Origin of the sequence: Pseudomonas sp. ADAK21, from assembly GCF_012935735.1 — a bacterium.
Taxonomy (GTDB): domain Bacteria; phylum Pseudomonadota; class Gammaproteobacteria; order Pseudomonadales; family Pseudomonadaceae; genus Aquipseudomonas; species Aquipseudomonas proteolytica.
This window is the reverse complement of sequence record NZ_CP052857.1, coordinates 2,431,474-2,449,745: the sequence shown is the minus strand read 5'-3', so window position 1 is coordinate 2,449,745 and position 18,272 is coordinate 2,431,474. Positions and strand designations below refer to the sequence as shown.

The window sequence follows — 18,272 nt, the reverse complement described above, 5'->3', positions numbered from 1 at the left end:
CCCTAAGTTATCGATGAGACAAAGCCGGGTCGTAATGGACCTTGGCCGCTTGCCCGGCTGCAGGCTTGACCCACAGCAGGTAGGCGACGACCAGCAGCACAATCCATGCGGCACCCACCAGCAGCGCGGCCTGGGTGTCCGGGAAGTAGCCCAGTACGCCAAAAATAAACAGCATGAAGACAATGGCCGCCGCCGGCGCATAGGGCCAGAACGGTACCGGGAATTTCAGTTCGGCGATCTGTTCCTTGCTCATTGAGCGGCGCATTGCCACCTGCGTGACCAGGATCATCAGCCATACCCAGACGGTGGCGAAGGTGGCAATCGAGGCAATCACCAGGAACACGTTTTCCGGGATCAGGTAGTTCAATACCACGCCGCCCAACAGCGCAGCGCCCATCACCACCACGGTCATCCACGGCACACCGTGGCGCGACAGTTGCGCAAAGCCCTTGGGTGCCTGCCCTTGCTGGGCCAGGCCGTACATCATGCGGCCTGCGCCGAAGATGTCACTGTTGATGGCCGAGACCGCCGCCGAGATCACCACGATATTGAGGATAGTCGCCGCCGAGCCAATCCCCAGGTTGCTGAAGATCTGCACGAACGGGCTGCCCTGGCTGCCGATCTGCGGCCATGGGTAGATGGCCATCAGCACAAACAGGGTCAGCACATAGAACAGCAGGATACGCAGCGGCACCGCGTTGATCGCCTTGGGGATTACCCGTTGCGGGTCCTTGGCTTCACCCGCAGTGATGCCAATGATTTCGATGCCGCCAAAGGCAAACATCACCACCGCAAACGAAGCGATCAGGCCGCCCACGCCATTGGGCATGAAGCCGCCATGGGCCCACAGATTGCTCAACCCACTGGCTGGCGCGTCACCGGCCGAATGCACGCCGAACAGCATGATGCCGAAGCCACCGAGGATCATCGCGACAATCGCGCCGACCTTGAGCAGCGACAGCCAGAATTCCATCTCGCCAAACACCTTGACGTTGCACAGGTTCAGCCCGCCGATCAGCAGGACAATGCCGAGCACCCAGACCCAGCGTGCGACTTCGGGAAACCAGAAGCCCATGTAGATGCCGAAGGCCGTGACGTCCGCCAGGCAGACGATGATCATCTCGAAGGCGTAGGTCCAGCCGAGGATAAAGCCGGCCATCGGGCCCAGGTAGGTGCTGGCGTACTGGCCGAAGGAGCCGGACACCGGATTGTGCACGGCCATTTCACCGAGGGCGCGCATTACCATGAACACCGCAGCGCCACCGATCAGGTAGGCCAGCAACACCGCCGGGCCGGCCATCTGGATGGCCGAGGCGGAGCCGTAGAACAGCCCGGTGCCGATGGCCGACCCCAGTGCCATGAAGCGAATATGGCGGGCGGTCAGTCCGCGTTTGAGACCTTGTGCTTGCTGGTGCATTTCTCGTCCCTAATTATTGTTATGCAGGGAAAAACGCTCCCCTATGTAGGAGCGAGCTTGCTCGCGAAAAACCTGAGAACGCCATGGGGTGTCAGGTTTTCCGCGTCATCGTTAACGAGTTTCGCGAGCAAGCTCGCTCCTACAGGGGGCCTTGTGTTTAGAGGCTTGGTAGCAACTTGGCGGGTACCAGCTCATTCAGGCAGCGGCTGGCCAACAGCTCACTGGCGGCATTGATGTCCGGGGCGAAGAAGCGGTCCTTGTCATAGAACCCTACTTTGGCGCGCAGGATCCCACGGGCCTGTTCCAGCTTCGGCGAGGTTTTCAAGCCATCGCGCAGGTCCAGGCCCTGGCACGCGGCCAGCCATTCCACCGCGAGAATGCCACGGGTGTTTTCAGCCATTTCCCACAGGCGCTTGCCAGCAGCCGGGGCCATGGAGACGTGGTCTTCCTGGTTGGCCGACGTCGGCAGGCTGTCGACGCTATGGGGATGGGACAGCGCCTTGTTCTCACTGGCCAAGGCCGCAGCAGTCACCTGGGCGATCATGAACCCGGAGTTCACCCCGCCGTTGCCCACCAAAAATGGCGGCAGTTGCGACATGTGCTTATCCATCATCAACGAAATACGGCGCTCGCTGAGGGAGCCGATTTCAGCGATGGCCAGGGCCATGTTGTCAGCAGCCATCGCCACCGGTTCGGCGTGGAAGTTACCGCCGGAGATCACATCACCCTCGGCGGCAAATACCAGCGGGTTATCCGACACTGCGTTGGCTTCGACCACCAACACCTCGGCCGCCTGGCGGAACTGGGTCAGGCAGGCGCCCATGACTTGTGGCTGGCAGCGCAGGGAGTACGGGTCTTGCACCTTGTCGCAGTTCTGGTGGGACTGGGACACCTGGCTGCTGTCGCCGAGCAGGTCGCGATACGCGGCCGCCGAGTCAATCTGCCCACGCTGGCCACGGGCCGCATGAATGCGCGCGTCGAACGGCGAGCGCGAGCCCAGCACGGCTTCGACGGTCAGGCCACCGCAGGCGATGGCGGCGGCAAACAGGTCTTCGCCTTCAAACAGACCGCGCAGGGCGTAGGCGGTGGAAACCTGGGTGCCGTTGAGCAGCGCCAGGCCTTCCTTGGCCGCCAGGGTCAGAGGCGTGAGGCCGGCGACTTTCAGCGCCTCAGTGGCCTCCAGCCATTGCCCTTTGTAACGGGCCTTGCCTTCGCCCAGCAGCACCAGGGACATATGGGCCAGCGGCGCCAGGTCACCGGAAGCCCCCACCGAGCCCTTGAGCGGGATATGTGGGTAGACCTCGGCGTTGATCAGGGCGATAAGCGCGTCGATCACCTTGCGGCGAATCCCGGAGAAACCCCGGCTCAGGCTGTTGACCTTGAGCACCATCACCAACCGCACCAGCGCATCGCTGATCGGTTCACCCACGCCGGCAGCGTGGGACAACACCAGGGAACGCTGGAGGTTTTCCAGGTCTTCGCTGGCGATACGGGTCGAGGCCAGCAGGCCAAAACCGGTGTTGATGCCATAGGCAGTGCGGTTCTCGGCAAGGATCTGCTCGACACAGGCAACACTGGCTTCGATCTGCGCCGTGGCGCTGTCATCCAGACTGAGGGTTACCGGCTGCTGGTAGATGTCACGCAGTTGGGCAAGGCTCAGTTGGCCTGGAATCAGATTTAGCGCGGTCACATTCATGCTCCTTTTGAAATAGGGTTCAGTGCACATTCGGTAAAGCGTGGTTCAGCAAATCGGTGTTCTTGAGCAGCGTGGCGGCGGTCGCGATATCCGGCGCCAGCCAGCGGTCCTGTTCATAGGCCGGGACCTGCTCGCGCAGCAGGCGCCAGGCGGTGTGGGTGCCGGCGCCGAAGCGTTGCTCCTTGAGGAACTCAAAGGCCTGGGCCGCCAGCAGGTATTCGATGGCGAGGATCTGGGTGACGTTGTCCAGCACCGCGTGCAGTTTGAGCGCGGCATTGGTGCCCATGCTCAGGTGGTCTTCCTGCAGGCCCGAGGTGACGAAATTGTCGAGCACCGCCGGCTGCGCCAGTTGGCGATTCTGCCCACAGAGGGAAGCGGCGACGTACTGCACGATCATCATCCCCGAGTTAACCCCGGGGTTGCTCACCAGGAATGCTGGCAGGCCGCTGACGTGGGGGTTGATCAGGCGGTCCAGGCGGCGCTCGGCGATGGCGCCGATTTCCGCCATGGCGATGGCCAGCATATCCGCCGCCAATGCCACGGACTGGCCATGGGGGTTGGCTTGGGACACCACCCGGTAGTTGTCCGGCGTGCCCAGCAACAACGGGTTGTCGGTGGCGCCGTTGAGTTCGGTCTCGATCTGCCGGGTGGCGTGCTCCAGTTGATCGCGGGCAGCGCCATGGACCTGGGGGATCGAACGGATGCTGAGCGCGTCCTGGGTGCGAATGCCCTTGCTCGCGGCAATCACCTCACTGCCATCGAGCAAGGCCCGCAGGTTGCTGGCGACCTGCTGCATGCCCGGATGCGGTTTGAGGGCGATGACCTGCTCGTCGAATGCGTCTATCTGCCCGCGCTGTGCTTCAAAGCTCATGGCACCGATCACATCGGCCCATTGCAGCAAATGGTGGGCATCGGCCAGGGCCAGGCAGCTCAGGCCGCTCATGCACGGCGTACCGTTGACCAGGCTCAGGCCGTCCTTGGCGCCAAGCACCACGGGCTGCAGGCCTTCGGCGGCCAAGGCGGCCTGGGCGGTAACGATCTGCCCGCGATAACTAACATTTCCTACACCCAACAAGGCAATGCCGATATGGGCCATATGGGTCAGGTAGCCCACCGAGCCCTGGGACGGTACTTGCGGGGTGATGCCATGGTTGAGCAGCGCCAGCAGCGAATGCACCACCTGCGGATGCAGGCCGGACTTGCCCTGGCTGTAGTTGATGACGGCGGCGCAGATGATGGCCCGGGTCTGTTCATTGCTCAGCGGCGCACCGACACCGCAGGCGTGGCTAAGCAAGGTGTTGCGCGACAACTGGCTCAGTTGCTCGCCCTTGAGCGACACATTGCACAGGGCGCCCAGGCCGGTGTTGACGCCATAGGCGCGCTCGCCGCTGGTGACGATGCGTTGCACGATGGCCTGGGCATTGTCGATGCGTGCCCAGGCCTGGCCCGACAGCGCAAGCTCAGCGCCCCAGCGAGCGACGGCGACCACGTCCTGCCAGTGCAGGGGGGTGTCGGCGATGATGATTTTTTTAGCCTGGGACATCTTCATACCTTCTTTATTTTTTTACAGCCTTGCCGGCCTCTTCGCGGGCAAGCCCGCTCCCACATTTTGATTTGTGAATGCATTCAAATGTGGGAGCTGGCTTGCCTGCGATGGGGCCAGCAGCCTCACTGCACCTGCTGGCTCAGACCACCGCCGCCCGCCGCTGAACAAACCGGTCCACATACTCATCCGCCGGCGAATGCAAAATCTCCCGCGGCGTACCGACCTGGATCAGCTTGCCGTCCTTGAGGATCGCAATGCGGTTGCCGATACGCACGGCCTCGTCCAGGTCGTGGGTGATAAACACGATGGTCTTGTGCAGGGTCTTTTGCAGCTCCAGCAACTGGTCCTGCATCTCGGCACGGATCAGCGGGTCGAGGGCGCTGAACGCCTCGTCCATCAGGATGATGTCGGTGTCGGCCGCCAACGCACGGGCCAGGCCCACCCGTTGGCGCATGCCGCCCGACAGTTGGTGCGGGTATTTGTTTTCGTAGCCCTTCAGGCCCACGGTCTGGATCCAGTGCAACGCGCGCTCGGTGCACACTGGCTTGCTTTCGCCGCGCACTTTCAGGCCGTAGGCCACGTTGTCCAGCACGCTCTTGTGGGGCAACAGGCCGAAGCTCTGGAACACCATGCTGATCTTGTGCCGGCGGAACTGGCGCAAGGCGTCCATATCCAGTTGCAGAATGTCTTCACCGTCCACCAGGATCGCGCCGCTGGTGGGGTCGATCAGGCGGTTGAAGTGGCGCACCAGCGTGGACTTGCCAGAACCCGACAGGCCCATGATCACAAAGATCTCGCCGGTGCCGATGCTCAGGGACAGGTCATTGACGCCCACCACGCAACCGGTCTGCGCCAGCACCTGGTCCTTGGTCTGGCCTTGGCCAATAAGTGCCAGGGCTTCTTTTTCCCGCGCGCCGAAAATCTTGAAGACGTTTTTAACTTCGATCTTGCTGACAGTAGTCATTTGCTCGCCTCATGCCGTGGACGACCATAGGCCTGGGTAATGCGGTCGATGACCACTGCGAGAATCACAATCGCCAGGCCAGCCTCCAGGCCACGCCCGACGTTGAGGGTCTGGATGCCGACCAGTACGTCTTCCCCCAGGCCACGGGCGCCGATCATCGAGGCGATCACCACCATCGACAGGGCCATCATGGTGGTCTGGTTGATCCCGGCCATGATGCTTGGCAGGGCCAGCGGCAGTTGCACGCCGAACAGCTGCTGCCAGCGGTTGGCGCCGAAGGCATTGATGGCTTCCATCACTTCGCGGTCCACCTGGCGAATGCCCAGGTCGGTCAGGCGTATCAGCGGCGGCGCGGCGTAGATCACCGTGGCAAAAATCGCCGCCACCTTGCCCAGGCCAAACAGCATCAATACCGGGATCAGGTACACGAAGCTGGGCATGGTTTGCATGATGTCCAGCAGCGGCATCAGCACCGAGCGCAGGCGATTGCTGCGCGCCGAGAGAATGCCCAGGGGAATGCCGATCAGCACCGAAATCACCGTGGCTACCATCATCAGGGCCAGGGTCTGCATCAGTTTGTCCCACAGGCCGACCGCGCCGACCAGGAACAGCAGGCCGACGATTACCGCCGTGGTCACTACCTTGCGGGTAGCGTGCCAGGCAACGCCGCCGACAATCGCCAGCATCAGCCACCAGGGCGCCATGCGCAGCAGGCCTTCCAGGTTGACGATGGCCCACAGCAGGGTGTCGGAGATCTGCCGGAACACATCACCGTAGTTGGTCACCAACCCATCGACCCAACCGTTGACCCAGTCGGCGATGGAAAACGTAAAACTCTCAGGAAACATAGCGTGCTCTCGATCCAGTGGAGTGTGGCCGGGTGTCCGGCTGCCTTTTCAGGGTAGCCGGGAGCACTGTGCCTACAAGGCCGCGTCGATTTTCTTGGCTGCGTCTTCACTGACCCAGGCGTGCCAGACTTCCGGGTGTTCCTTGAGGAAAATCTTCGCCAGCTTCGCTGAGTCAATGCGCTCTTTGCTCATGCGCGCCAGGTTCTGGTTGAGCAGGTCGATCGGCAGGTTGACCTTTTCCAGCACCGCCACCAGTTCCGGGGCCTGCTCGTGGAAGGTCTTGGACAGGCCGACCTTGATGGTCACGCTTTTGTCCACGCCGGGTTTTTCGTCGAGTTTGACCAGGTCCACCTGGCCCATCAGCGGCGTCGGCGACCAGTAGTAGAACAGGATCGGCTCGCCACGCTTGTAGCTCGACAGCACCGCCGCATCCAGCGCCGGGCCGGTGCCTGGGCGGAAGTTGGTGTAGGAACTTTCCAGGCCATAGCTCTTGAGCATTTCGCTGTTGTCCAGCTCGCACGTCCAGCCGGCTGGGCAGTTGTAGAAGCGGCCTTTGGCGGGCTCTTCCTGGTCCTTGAATACCGCAGAGTACTTGGCCAGGTCGGCAATGCTTTTCAGGTCCGGCGCCTTGGCCTCAAGCTTGCGCTTGGCGTCGCCTTCGATTACGTAGCGCGGCACGTACCAACCTTCAACCGCGCCGACCACGGGGGCGCCGACGCCGACGACTTTGCCGGCCTTCTCGGCTTTCTTCCACACTTCGCTGCGGCCGACCCACTCCTCGGCGAAGATCTGAATATCGTTGCTGCCCAGGGCGTTTTCCATGGTGATGGAATTGCCCGGCAGGCTATCGGTTTTGCAGTCGTAGCCTTTTTCCAGGACCACTTGCAGGACGTCGGTCAGCAGCATGCCGCTTTCCCAATTCAGGCCGGCGAACTTCACCGGTTTGCCTGACTCGCACCAGCCGGCCGCCTGGGTGGCACCAGCGCTGGCCAGCAAGCCTGCGGCGAGCAATGGGGTCAGCAGGGTCTTATGCATTTTCATTGTGTGACGCTCCCAATCATGAAATGGATTACGGCAGTCAAAAGGCATCCTGCCTCGTCCACGTCCCATCAGGCTTGTGCAAGCTGCCCGGTTGTTGTTGGTGTAGCGCCCTGCTCTACCGGCAGGATCAGTCGCTGCGGAATCTCGCCGTGCCATTTTTTTGCACACACGTAATACAGGGCGGCAGGCAGTACCAGGCCGATGATCCAGGAAATATCCACACCCCCCAGGCTGGCCACCAGGGGGCCGGTGTAGAACTTGGTGGCGATGAACGGCAACTGCACCAGCACACCGAACACATACACGCTGATACCCAGCGGGTTCCAGCGGCCATAGCGACCGTTCGGATCGGCCAGCGCCGGCACGTCATAGCGATCGCGGGTGATGCAGTAGTAGTCCACCAGGTTGATTGCACTCCATGGCGTAAAGAACGCCAGCAAAAACAGGATGAAGGACTTGAACGCACTGAGGAACGAGTGCTGGCCGAGCAACGCGATCAGGGTCGCCGCGCCGACGATCAACAGCACGAAAACCAGGCGCTGCACACGCGTCACCTCCATGCGCCCACGAAAACCGCTGACGATGGTCGCAATACACATGAAGCTGCCGTAGGAATTGAGCGTGGAGATGGTGACCTTGCCGAACGCGATGCTGAAGTACAGCAGCGCCGCTGTAGCACCGGTGCCGCCCAGGCCCACGATGTAGGCCACTTCGTTACCGGCAAATTGCCCGTTGGACATGGCGGCGGCAAACACCCCGAGGATCATCGCCACCTGCGCACCAATGACCGAGCCTGCGCCTGCGGCCAGAAAGGTTTTCACCGAAGACGTGTTGCTCGGCAGGTAGCGTGAGTAGTCAGCCACATAGGGCCCGAAGGCGATCTGCCAGGAGGCCGCAAGCGACACCGCGAGCAGGAAGCTGGACCAACTGAAGTGGCGGATTTGCAGGAGTGCGCCAACATCGGTCTGGCTCATCAGGCGGCTGAACAGGTAGACAAAGGCAATCACCCCAATGACGCTGGCGACACGGCCGATGAAATGGATCACCCGATAACCGAGCACCGTGACCAGCACGATGACACTGGCAAAGATAAGGATGCCGAGGCTGTCACTGACCCCGAACAACTGGCCCAGTGCCTGGCCGGAAAGCACGGTGCCGGTGGCGGTGAACCCCAGGTACATCAAACACACCAGCACCATCGGAATGGCCGCGCCATATACCCCGAACTGCACCCGGCTGGAGATCATCTGCGGCAGGCCAAGCCGTGGTCCTTGCGCCGCATGCAATGCCATCACCGCGCCGCCCAGCAGTTGGCCGATCAACAGACCGATCAACGACCAGAACACATCACCGCCCAACACCACGGCCAGGGCCCCGGTGACAATCGCGGTGATCTGCAGGTTGGCCCCCATCCAGAGGGTGAACTGGCTAAATAGACGACCGTGTCTTTCCGCTTCCGGGATGTAGTCGATCGAACGCCTTTCGATCAACGGGGTGGAGCTTGCACGTGCGTCTTTTGCAGCCATGGGGGTTCAACCTCTAATGGATTGTTATTCGGTGACGCGGATAAAACATGTCTTGTGTACACAGCAGGTCAAATGTGGGAGCTGGCTTGCCTGCGATACGCACAACTCGGTCTGTCAGGCAGACCACAGTGATGCCATCGCGGGCAAGCCCGGCTCCCACAGGAACCGAGCCAGGCGCTACTTGATCATCGGGAGGTTGAGGCCCTGCTCCTTGGCGCAGTCGATAGCGATCTGATAGCCCGCATCGGCGTGGCGCATTACCCCAGTGGCCGGGTCGTTGTGCAGCACGCGGGCAATCCGCTCGGCGGCTTCGTCGGTACCGTCGCAGACAATCACCATCCCCGAATGCTGGGAGAAGCCCATGCCTACGCCGCCACCGTGGTGCAGCGAAACCCAGGTCGCACCGCTGGCGGTATTGAGCAGGGCATTGAGCAGAGGCCAGTCGGACACGGCATCGGAACCGTCCTGCATGGATTCGGTTTCGCGGTTGGGGCTGGCCACCGAACCGGAGTCCAGGTGGTCACGGCCGATCACCACCGGCGCCGACAGCTCGCCGCTGCGCACCATCTCGTTGAATGCCAGGCCAAGCTTGGCGCGTTGGCCCAGGCCGACCCAGCAGATGCGCGCCGGCAGGCCCTGGAAACTGATGCGCTCGCGGGCCATGTCCAGCCAGTTGTGCAGGTGGGCGTCGTCGGGGATCAGCTCTTTGACCTTGGCGTCGGTCTTGTAGATATCTTGCGGGTCGCCCGACAGTGCCGCCCAACGGAACGGGCCGATGCCACGGCAGAACAACGGACGGATGTAGGCCGGCACAAAACCCGGGAAGTCGAAGGCATTTTCTACGCCCTCTTCTTGTGCCATCTGACGGATGTTGTTGCCGTAGTCGAAGGTCGGAATGCCTTGTTTCTGGAACTCGAGCATCGCTTTGACGTGCACGGCCATCGACTGTTTGGCCGCCTTGATCACGGCGGCGGGCTCGGTCTTGGCGCGGGCGCGGTACTCGTCCCAGGTCCAGCCGGCTGGCAGGTAGCCATTGAGCGGGTCGTGGGCGCTGGTCTGGTCGGTGACCATGTCCGGGCGCACGCCGCGCTTGACCAGTTCCGGGAGAATTTCGGCAGCGTTGCCCAGCAGGGCGATGGAGATGGCCTTGCCTTCCTTGGTGTACTTGGCAATGCGCGCCAGGGCGTCGTCGAGGTCGGTGGCTTGTTCGTCGACATAGCGGCTGTTCAAGCGGAAGTCGATGCTGACCTGCTGGCATTCAATGTTCAGCGAGCACGCGCCGGCCAGGGTCGCGGCCAGAGGCTGGGCACCGCCCATGCCGCCGAGGCCGGCGGTGAGCACCCAACGGCCTTTGAGGTTGCTGTCGTAATGCTGGCGACCAGCCTCAACGAAGGTTTCGTAGGTGCCCTGGACGATGCCCTGGCTGCCGATGTAGATCCAGCTGCCGGCGGTCATCTGGCCGTACATGGCCAGGCCCTTGGCATCCAGTTCGTTGAAGTGTTCCCAACTGGCCCAGTGCGGCACCAGGTTGGAGTTGGCGATCAGTACGCGGGGCGCGTTGCTGTGCGTCTTGAACACGCCCACCGGCTTGCCGGATTGCACCAGCAGGGTTTCGTCGTCGTTCAGGTGGGTGAGGCTTTCGACGATCTGGTCGTAGCACTCCCAGTTACGCGCCGCGCGGCCGATGCCACCGTATACCACCAGCTCTTTGGGGTTCTCGGCCACTTGCGGGTCGAGGTTGTTCATCAGCATGCGCAGCGGTGCTTCAGTCAGCCAGCTTTTGGCGGTAAGTGTGTTGCCACGGGCGGCGCGGATTTCAACGTCGCGGTACTTGGTAGGCTTGTTCTGGGAAAAGTCAGTCACAAAAAACTCCTCAGCAATCGATGCGCGAACACGATGGTGCGAAGAGGATGTCCAGCGACTCTTATGCACACACCTTTACTTGTACATACAAGCATATGCAATCAAGCGGCCAACTTCTGCACCATGTGCCTAAGATTTTCTTGTGGGGTGCGTGTAAGCCCCGGAAAACAAGGCTTCTGGGCTTGATGAAATTTCTTACAGAGGGGTTTTGAAGTGCCGGGGGATTGCTACTGAAGCAGGGCATTGCGCCATGCTGGGGCATTCGGTAACAACTTGGTGCGGGACTGGAAACAGATTTTGTAGCTAATACATAACCCATGTGGGAGCTGGCTTGCCTGCGATTGCGATGCGTCAGACACATTGCTATCGCAGGCAAGCCAGCTCCCACATTTTTAAGCGCGTGCGGTCAGTTCGATGATGCAGCAGCGGCCAGTTACTGCAATGTCCAGCAGCCCAGTGTTACCGTCCACCTGCAAACAATCATGATGCCCCAGCACTTCGCCCAGCACCTTCACCTCATCCGCCACACTGAACACCAGCACGGTGTGCGCGGTGCTGAAAAACTGCTGCACACCATCCACCCACTGCAAACGCGCGTGGTAACGCTGGGGCGAATAGATCAGGTTGAAATCGCGGATCGGCCCGGTGATCAGACGGCACGCCACCTGGCTTTCACCGCTGAAGGCAAACGGTTGCAGCGGTAACAACCCGCGCTGCTCCTCACCGTCCACTGTCAGCACCATGCCCGCGCCCTGGATCACGGTGATGACCCGCTGATACCCGGCAAACGTGGAAAAGCCGCCTGATTCGCCGATATCGGCAATCGACAGGCGCCAGCCAAAGCCGTCGAGGCCATGGCCGGCGTCACGGGTGATTTCTTCGGTGCTGCCGCCACCGTTCTTCCACGGCATACGCACGTAATCGGCAGCACGCCAGACCTTTACTGCATTCATTTGCTGAAACGTCCTTCGAGGCTATGACGGGAGCCGGGGTGGATCAGACGCGCAGCGGTCACCGGCTGGCGGCCGGACCAAGTGCGCCGACGAATCAACAGGCATGGCTCGCCGGCCTCGATCTGCAGCAGCTTGCACTCCTGTGCGTCGGCCAGAATCGCTTCCACCACATGCTCACCCTCGGTCAGCGGTGCCACCTGGTTGAGATAGGCATAGGGGGTTTGCTGGGTGAAATCCTGTTGCAGGTATTCGGGGGCGACCAGGGCGTTGACGAAGCGGTCTTCGATTTGCACCGGGATATCGTTTTCGTAGTGCACGATCAACGAGTGGAACACCCGCCCGCCTTCACGCATCTCCAGGGCCACGGCACGTTCGGAGCCAGCGGCCTCTTCGCCCAGGGTAATGACTTTGCAAGTGTGGCGGTGGCCGCGGGAGGCGATCTCATCGGCGATGTTATGCACCTCGAACAGCGCCGACTGGCTCTTGGGCTCGGCGACGAAGGTGCCGACGCCTTGCATGCGCACCAGCAGACCTTCGGCGGTCAGCTCCCGCAGCGCCCGGTTGATGGTCATACGGCTGAAGCCCAGTTGGTTGACCAACTCGCTTTCCGACGGCACGCGATAGTGCGGCGGCCAGTTGCCGTTGAGAATCTGCTGGCTGATCATCTGCTTGACGCGGGCATACAAGGGCGCCGGACTTTCGTCCATGTGGGCAGCCAGCGGGGACTTGGCGGGCGGAGTCGGCACGGGGAATCCTTGCAGGGGGAAAAGATGCATAGATTGCCGGAGTTTACCGAGCAGGCAAACGTCTGTATATGTATATACAAATAAACACACGACCGGGGTGCCTTGATCATGTCCGCTTTCTTTGCCGAACGCGCGCTGCTGCCTAATGGATGGGCCACTGATGTACGTCTTGAAGTCAGCGCCGACGGCCTGCTGACCAACGTAACGGCCAATGCCAGCGCAGACGGCGCCGAACGGCTCAGAGGCCCGTTGTTGCCAGGCATGCCGAACCTGCATTCCCATGCATTCCAGCGGGCTATGGCAGGGCTGGCGGAAGTCGCCGGCAACCCCAATGACAGCTTCTGGACCTGGCGCGACCTGATGTACCGCATGGTCGGCCAGATCAGCCCCGAGCAACTGCAAATCATCGCCCGCCAGCTGTATATCGAAATGCTCAAGGCCGGCTACACCTCGGTCGCCGAGTTCCACTATGTACATCACGATGTCAGCGGCCAGCCGTACGCCGACCCCACCGAACTGTCACGCCAGATCAGCCTGGCGGCGGCCAGCAGCGGGATCGGCCTGACGTTGCTGCCGGTGCTGTACAGCCACTCGGGCTTTGGCGGCCAGGCGCCGAACGAAGGCCAGCGGCGGTTTATCAACAGCACCGAAAACTACCTGGACCTGCAAGCGCGTTTGCAACCGATAGTGGCCGCGCAACCGGCGCAGCAACTGGGCCTGTGTTTCCACTCATTGCGCGCGGTAACGCCGCAACAGATCAGCGCAGTCCTGGCCGCCAGTGACCAGGCCTGCCCGGTGCATATCCACATCGCCGAACAGCAAAAGGAAGTCGATGACTGCCTGGCCTGGAGCGGCAAGCGCCCGCTGCAATGGCTGTATGACAATGTCGAAGTCGACCAGCGTTGGTGCCTGGTGCACGCCACCCACGCCAACCCTGAAGAAGTGACGCTGATGGCCCAGAGCCGAGCGATTGCTGGGTTGTGCCTGACCACTGAAGCCAACCTGGGCGACGGGATTTTCCCGGCGGTGGACTTCCTGGCCCAGGGCGGGCGCATGGGGATTGGCTCAGACAGCCATGTGTCATTGAGCGTGGTCGAGGAACTGCGCTGGCTGGAATACGGCCAGCGCCTGCGCGACCAGCGGCGTAACCGGCTGTATCGCAGCGATCAACCGATGGTCGGGCGTACGTTGTTCGACGCCGCCCTCGACGGCGGCGCCCAGGCCCTGGGCCAGCCGATTGGCCGCCTGGAAGTGGGCAAGCGCGCCGACTGGCTGGTGCTGGACGGCAACGATCCGTACCTGGCGACGGCCAGTGAAGACGGGATTCTCAATCGCTGGCTGTTCGCCGGGGGTGATCGGCAAGTGCGTGATGTGCTGGTCAATGGCCAGTGGGTGGTACGCGATGGGCGGCATGCTGGCGAGGAAGAAAGCAGCCGGGCCTTCACGCAGGTTCTTAGAGACCTACTGTCCTAACAGTACATCCCACTGAAGGAGCTGGTTTGCCAGCTCCGACATGGACCGCTTCAGCTACAGATTTGCGGACACTGCTCGCGGACTTCTCCCACAAACTCATCGGCAGTCGCCTTGAGCCAAGCAAATAGCCGGGCGATATCCGGCTCAGACTGTCGCCCGTTTCGACAAATGATGTAGTACGCCGCCGGCGACATCATCACCGGACCGTTCAACGCCAGCAGGCTCCCCTCTTTCAGCGCGTCATACACCAGCGCCGTCCTGCCCAGGGCAATCCCACTGCCTTTTGCCGCCAGGCTGATAGCCTGGCTGGAATCCGGAAATCGCGGGCCACGGTGATACGGTGGAGCCGCCAGTGCCTGGAACGCAAACCAGCTTTCCCAGCCCGGGCACACTTGATCGTCGACCCGGTGGATTAGCGGGTGCCGGGCGATATCCTCCAGCGAAATATCGCCATTGCCCCGCACAAACTCTGGGGAGCAGACGGGGAATACCGCATCACGCATCAGCAGTTCGACGTGATGCTCCGGATAGTCGCCGTACCCCATCACCACGGCTACGTCGTATTGATGGGCGCCCAGGTTATCCGTACTGGTCAACATCAGGTCCAGGTTGAACGAGGCCTCGGTATGCGAGCCGTGCAGCCTGGGGATCAGCCATGTCGAGCAGAGGGACGAGGTACACGAAAGGTACAGCGGTTGAGGTGTGTCCGGGCGCAGGGAGTGCAGCACGCCATCCAGCTCGCGGAAAAATCCAGCGGTCACCGGCAGCAAGGCCTGCCCCGCTTCAGTCAGCGTGACGCCCCGCGAGTGGCGCTCGAACAACTGCACGTCCCACCACGCTTCCAGGCCCGCAATCTGATGGCTGATGGCACTGGCTGTGAGGTTGAGTTCAGACGCCGCACGCGCAAAGCTGCCACATTGCGCAGCGCTGACAAAGGCTTGAAGCATAGGAGTCGGTGGCGGGCGCTGGGCCATCAGGTGCTCACTTTGATCAGGATGATCCCGCAAACAATCACCAGCGCCGAAAGCGTCCGCCGCCAGCCGAACCGCTCACGAAAGAACAGTGCAGCAATAATGGCGCCGATGATAACACTGGTTTCCCGCAGTGCTGAGACCTTGGCCACCGCGTCCAAGGACAGCGCGAACAACACCAGGCCGTAGGACGCCAGGTAAAAAACCCCGCCCAGCATGCCCACCCGCCACTGACGGCCAATCGCCTGGACAAACTGCGTACGCGCCTTGAGAAACGCCAGCAACGGGATTGGAATACTCTGGAACACCGTCAGGTAAATGATGTATTGCAGCACCGTCTCACTGGCTCTTACACCCTTGGCGTCCACCACCGTGTAAGACGCAATAAACACTCCCGCGCCCACCGCCATCAGGATCGGCCGGAGCATCAGCGTCGTCATCCTGCGCACAAACGTCAGGCTGATGATCCCCAGGCAAATCAACAACACACCTGCCAGCGCCTGGAAAGACAGGTGTTCGTGCAGCAGAAAGTAGGAAAACAGCGCGACCAGTACCGGCGGTACGCCGCGCATTACCGGATAGACCTGGCCGAAGTCGCCCGTTTCATAGGCCTTGATCAGAAACAGGCGATAGATCGTATTAAGCACCACCGAGAGCAGCACATAACCCCAAACCTGCAAGCTCGGCACATTGACCAGTGGCAACGCCGCGAGACAGATCAGCAATGCCGTGCCATCGACCAGGGCCAGGGTCATGAAGCGACTGCTGCCGGCCCGGACAACGGCGTTCCAGGTGGCGTGCATAAAGGCGGAGATCAGGACCAGAGTGACCGCAATATCGGAGTTGTCCATGGAGTCGGCTGTTCAGAGGAAAAGGCGGGTATTAAACTCAGCCTCGCGCGCTGACCAGAAGCGAATCCTCATCAGCACAGCCGTCAAAATCCATCATGGTTCCCGACGCGGTCAAACCCTGCGGGCAAAAAAAAGGGCGGGTTTATTAAAAAACCCGCCCTTTCTATTTCGCATTACTGCGACGTCTTGCTCATCTGCTTATCCGACGTACGCCAGATCAAACGCGTGGTGTCGTAACCCTGCTGGCGTGCCCTGCTGAGCAGGTCTTCGCGGGTGTCGGCGCTGACGGTCGGCGTGCGCGACAGCAGCCACATGTAGCGCCGGCTCGGGCTGCCGACGATGGCGGTCTTGTAGTCGTCGCTGACGTACAACACCCAGTAATCGCCCTTGGCCACGCCCGGCAACAGCGCGGTGAACCAGTTATTGAATTCGACCCACAACTTGTCGGTCTTGCCCGGTACTTGCGGCGTGGCCGTGCCCTTGGCTTCTTCCCACTTCCACTCGGTGGTCAGGCAGCGGTTGAACACTGACATGTCGCCATCGGGCAGCAGGGAGTAACGGGCCTCGGACTGCGCGCAGTTACGCTGGAAGTACATGGGCAGGCGGGCCAACTCGTACCAGGTGCCCTGGTAACGCTTGAGGTTGACGCTGCCGACGGTCTTGGGTTGCAGATCATCGCCAGAATGGCTGGCGCAGCCTGCCAAAAACAGGCTGGCGCAAAGGTATAAAACGAAACGCATCATTCTTCTTCTCCCGCAGGCTTGCGCCCCGGTTTACTTCAGGCCTTGCCCGGAAAACATCAGAACTTTGTCACCGGCGTACTGCACGCTGATAAAGCTGGTTTTATCGCCCCAGGTGCAACTGGACATGCCCAGCGCGCCGGAACAATCGGTGGGCTTACCCAGCAACGACTCCACTTCAGCCTTGGCCATGCCAGCCGAGAGCTTTTGGTAGTTTTCCTGGGTGACCTTGCTGCAAGCGGCCAATAGGACGCAAAAGCACAAGAGTGCGAGACGGCGTAACGACATGGTAGAGCTCCTGGAGGGACACGCAGCAGTGGGGGTCTGCCAGAAGCTTAGAAGGGAAAAGGGGGGTCTGGTTCCCGGAAGGCAAAAACAAAAAAAGCCCCCTGTGGCGAGGGGGCTTGTCCCCCGCTGGGGTGCGAAGCAGCCCCAATAAAGCCACTGAGTACTTTCAGGTAAAACGAGTGGGTGGGTTTGGGGGCTGCTTCGCAGCCCAGCGGGACAAGCCCCCTCGCCACAGGGGGTAGCATTAACCTTTGTGGTAACCGGTCACGCGCGCCACTTCTTCCTTGGAGCCCAGGAACACCGCCACACGCTGGTGCAGGCCTTCAGGCTGGATGTCGAGGATGCGCTGGTGACCGTCGGTGGAAGCACCGCCAGCTTGTTCGACCAGGAACGACATCGGGTTGGCTTCGTACATCAGGCGCAGTTTGCCCGGTTTGGACGGCTCGCGGCTGTCGCGTGGGTACATGAACAGGCCACCACGGGTCAGGATGCGGTGTACGTCGGCAACCATCGCAGCGACCCAACGCATGTTGAAGTTTTTCTTCAACGGACCTTCTTCGCCTTCCATCAACTCGTTGACGTAGCGCTTGACCGGTTCTTCCCAGTGGCGCTGGTTGGACATGTTGATCGCAAATTCCTGGGTCGAGGCAGGAATGGAGATGTCTTCGTGGGTCAGCACGAAGCTGCCCATTTCACGGTCCAGGGTAAAGCCCTTGACGCCATCGCCCAGGGTCAGCACCAGCATGGTCTGCGGGCCGTAGATCGCATAACCGGCGGCGACCTGCTCGGTGCCTGGCTGCAGGAAGGCCTTTTCGTTCAGGGCTTCGTTCTGGCTCAGGTATTCGTTCGGGCAACGCAGTACGGAGAAGATGGTGCCGACTGGCGCGTTGATGTCGATGTTCGACGAGCCGTCCAGCGGGTCGAATACCAGCAGGTACGCGCCTTTAGGGTATTTGCCCGGGATCTGGTAGGCGTTGTCCATTTCTTCGGACGCCATGCCGGCCAGGTGACCGCCCCATTCGTTGGCTTCGAGCAGGATTTCGTTGGAAATCACGTCGAGCTTCTTCTGCACTTCGCCTTGCACGTTTTCAGTGCCCATGCTGCCCAGGACGCCGCCCAGCGCGCCCTTGGACACGGCGTGGCTGATTTCCTTGCAAGCACGCGCCACCACTTCGATCAGGAAGCGCAGATCGGCAGGGGTGTTGTTGCTGCGGGTCTGCTCAATCAAATAGCGACTCAGGGTAACGCGGGACATGGACGGCTCCGGAGAATGGGGGGGGGCTAAAAACCCGCGCAGTTTAGCGCGAGTCGGGGCGCATTTCCTCCTATCAGACGAGATAACCCTGACA

General features: G+C 61.3%; 16 protein-coding genes. 1 reads left to right on the top strand and 15 read right to left on the bottom strand.

Features of this window, described 5'->3' with window-relative positions:
* Window positions 1–7: 7 nt before the first annotated feature.
* The 10 genes from HKK57_RS11090 to hutC all read right to left on the bottom strand — a co-directional run bounded on the left by HKK57_RS11090 (window position 8) and on the right by hutC (window position 12,630).
* Window positions 8–1,417, bottom strand: coding sequence for an amino acid permease (locus tag HKK57_RS11090; protein WP_070995908.1), 1,410 nt, complete (start codon window positions 1,415–1,417; stop codon window positions 8–10).
* A 157-nt stretch (window positions 1,418–1,574) separates the two neighbouring features.
* Window positions 1,575–3,113, bottom strand: coding sequence for a histidine ammonia-lyase (hutH, locus tag HKK57_RS11085; RefSeq protein ID WP_092232843.1), 1,539 nt, complete (start codon window positions 3,111–3,113; stop codon window positions 1,575–1,577).
* A gap of 19 nt (window positions 3,114–3,132) precedes the next feature.
* Complete coding sequence (hutH, locus tag HKK57_RS11080) at window positions 3,133–4,656, bottom strand: histidine ammonia-lyase (protein WP_029295960.1); 1,524 nt, start codon at window positions 4,654–4,656, stop codon at window positions 3,133–3,135.
* Window positions 4,657–4,798: 142 nt separating this feature from the next.
* A complete protein-coding gene (locus tag HKK57_RS11075) occupies window positions 4,799–5,623 on the bottom strand; it encodes a quaternary amine ABC transporter ATP-binding protein (RefSeq protein ID WP_050492906.1) in 825 nt (274 codons plus the stop codon).
* On the bottom strand, window positions 5,620–6,471 hold the full coding sequence (locus HKK57_RS11070; RefSeq protein ID WP_169390161.1) for an ABC transporter permease: 852 nt from the start codon (window positions 6,469–6,471) through the stop codon (window positions 5,620–5,622). The genes HKK57_RS11075 and HKK57_RS11070 overlap by 4 nt, the downstream gene beginning before the upstream one ends.
* Before the next feature lie 72 nt (window positions 6,472–6,543).
* Window positions 6,544–7,512, bottom strand: coding sequence for an ABC transporter substrate-binding protein (locus HKK57_RS11065; protein WP_169390160.1), 969 nt, complete (start codon window positions 7,510–7,512; stop codon window positions 6,544–6,546).
* Window positions 7,513–7,580: 68 nt separating this feature from the next.
* Window positions 7,581–9,038, bottom strand: a complete 1,458-nt coding sequence (locus HKK57_RS11060) for a purine-cytosine permease family protein (protein WP_104911396.1) — start codon at window positions 9,036–9,038, stop codon at window positions 7,581–7,583.
* Window positions 9,039–9,215: 177 nt separating this feature from the next.
* Window positions 9,216–10,901 (bottom strand): urocanate hydratase, encoded by a 1,686-nt coding sequence (hutU, locus tag HKK57_RS11055; RefSeq protein WP_070995911.1) that lies wholly within the window; start codon window positions 10,899–10,901, stop codon window positions 9,216–9,218.
* 392 nt (window positions 10,902–11,293) lie between these two features.
* Entirely contained in the window at window positions 11,294–11,854 is a 561-nt protein-coding gene (locus HKK57_RS11050) for a HutD/Ves family protein (RefSeq protein ID WP_104911395.1), read from the bottom strand.
* A complete protein-coding gene (hutC, locus tag HKK57_RS11045) occupies window positions 11,851–12,630 on the bottom strand; it encodes a histidine utilization repressor (protein ID WP_169851409.1) in 780 nt (259 codons plus the stop codon). Before hutC ends, HKK57_RS11050 begins: the two co-directional genes overlap by 4 nt.
* A gap of 78 nt (window positions 12,631–12,708) precedes the next feature.
* On the opposite strand from hutC, the gene HKK57_RS11040 reads away from it, so the two are divergent.
* On the top strand, window positions 12,709–14,073 hold the full coding sequence (locus tag HKK57_RS11040) for a formimidoylglutamate deiminase (protein ID WP_070995912.1): 1,365 nt from the start codon (window positions 12,709–12,711) through the stop codon (window positions 14,071–14,073).
* A 50-nt stretch (window positions 14,074–14,123) separates the two neighbouring features.
* On the opposite strand, the gene HKK57_RS11035 is transcribed toward HKK57_RS11040, so the two are convergent.
* The 5 genes from HKK57_RS11035 to HKK57_RS11015 form a co-directional block, all read right to left on the bottom strand.
* The gene (locus HKK57_RS11035; protein WP_070995913.1) at window positions 14,124–15,047 is read right to left on the bottom strand and encodes a LysR substrate-binding domain-containing protein; all 924 of its coding nucleotides are present in this window, start codon (window positions 15,045–15,047) and stop codon (window positions 14,124–14,126) included.
* Window positions 15,047–15,895 (bottom strand): EamA family transporter, encoded by an 849-nt coding sequence (locus HKK57_RS11030; RefSeq protein ID WP_029295938.1) that lies wholly within the window; start codon window positions 15,893–15,895, stop codon window positions 15,047–15,049. Before HKK57_RS11030 ends, HKK57_RS11035 begins: the two co-directional genes overlap by 1 nt.
* A gap of 173 nt (window positions 15,896–16,068) precedes the next feature.
* The gene (locus HKK57_RS11025) at window positions 16,069–16,638 is read right to left on the bottom strand and encodes a lipocalin family protein (RefSeq protein WP_029295936.1); all 570 of its coding nucleotides are present in this window, start codon (window positions 16,636–16,638) and stop codon (window positions 16,069–16,071) included.
* 30 nt (window positions 16,639–16,668) lie between these two features.
* Complete coding sequence (locus HKK57_RS11020) at window positions 16,669–16,923, bottom strand: hypothetical protein (protein WP_029295934.1); 255 nt, start codon at window positions 16,921–16,923, stop codon at window positions 16,669–16,671.
* Between the two features lie 244 nt (window positions 16,924–17,167).
* On the bottom strand, window positions 17,168–18,178 hold the full coding sequence (locus HKK57_RS11015) for a class 1 fructose-bisphosphatase (protein ID WP_029295932.1): 1,011 nt from the start codon (window positions 18,176–18,178) through the stop codon (window positions 17,168–17,170).
* Window positions 18,179–18,272 lie beyond the last annotated feature (94 nt).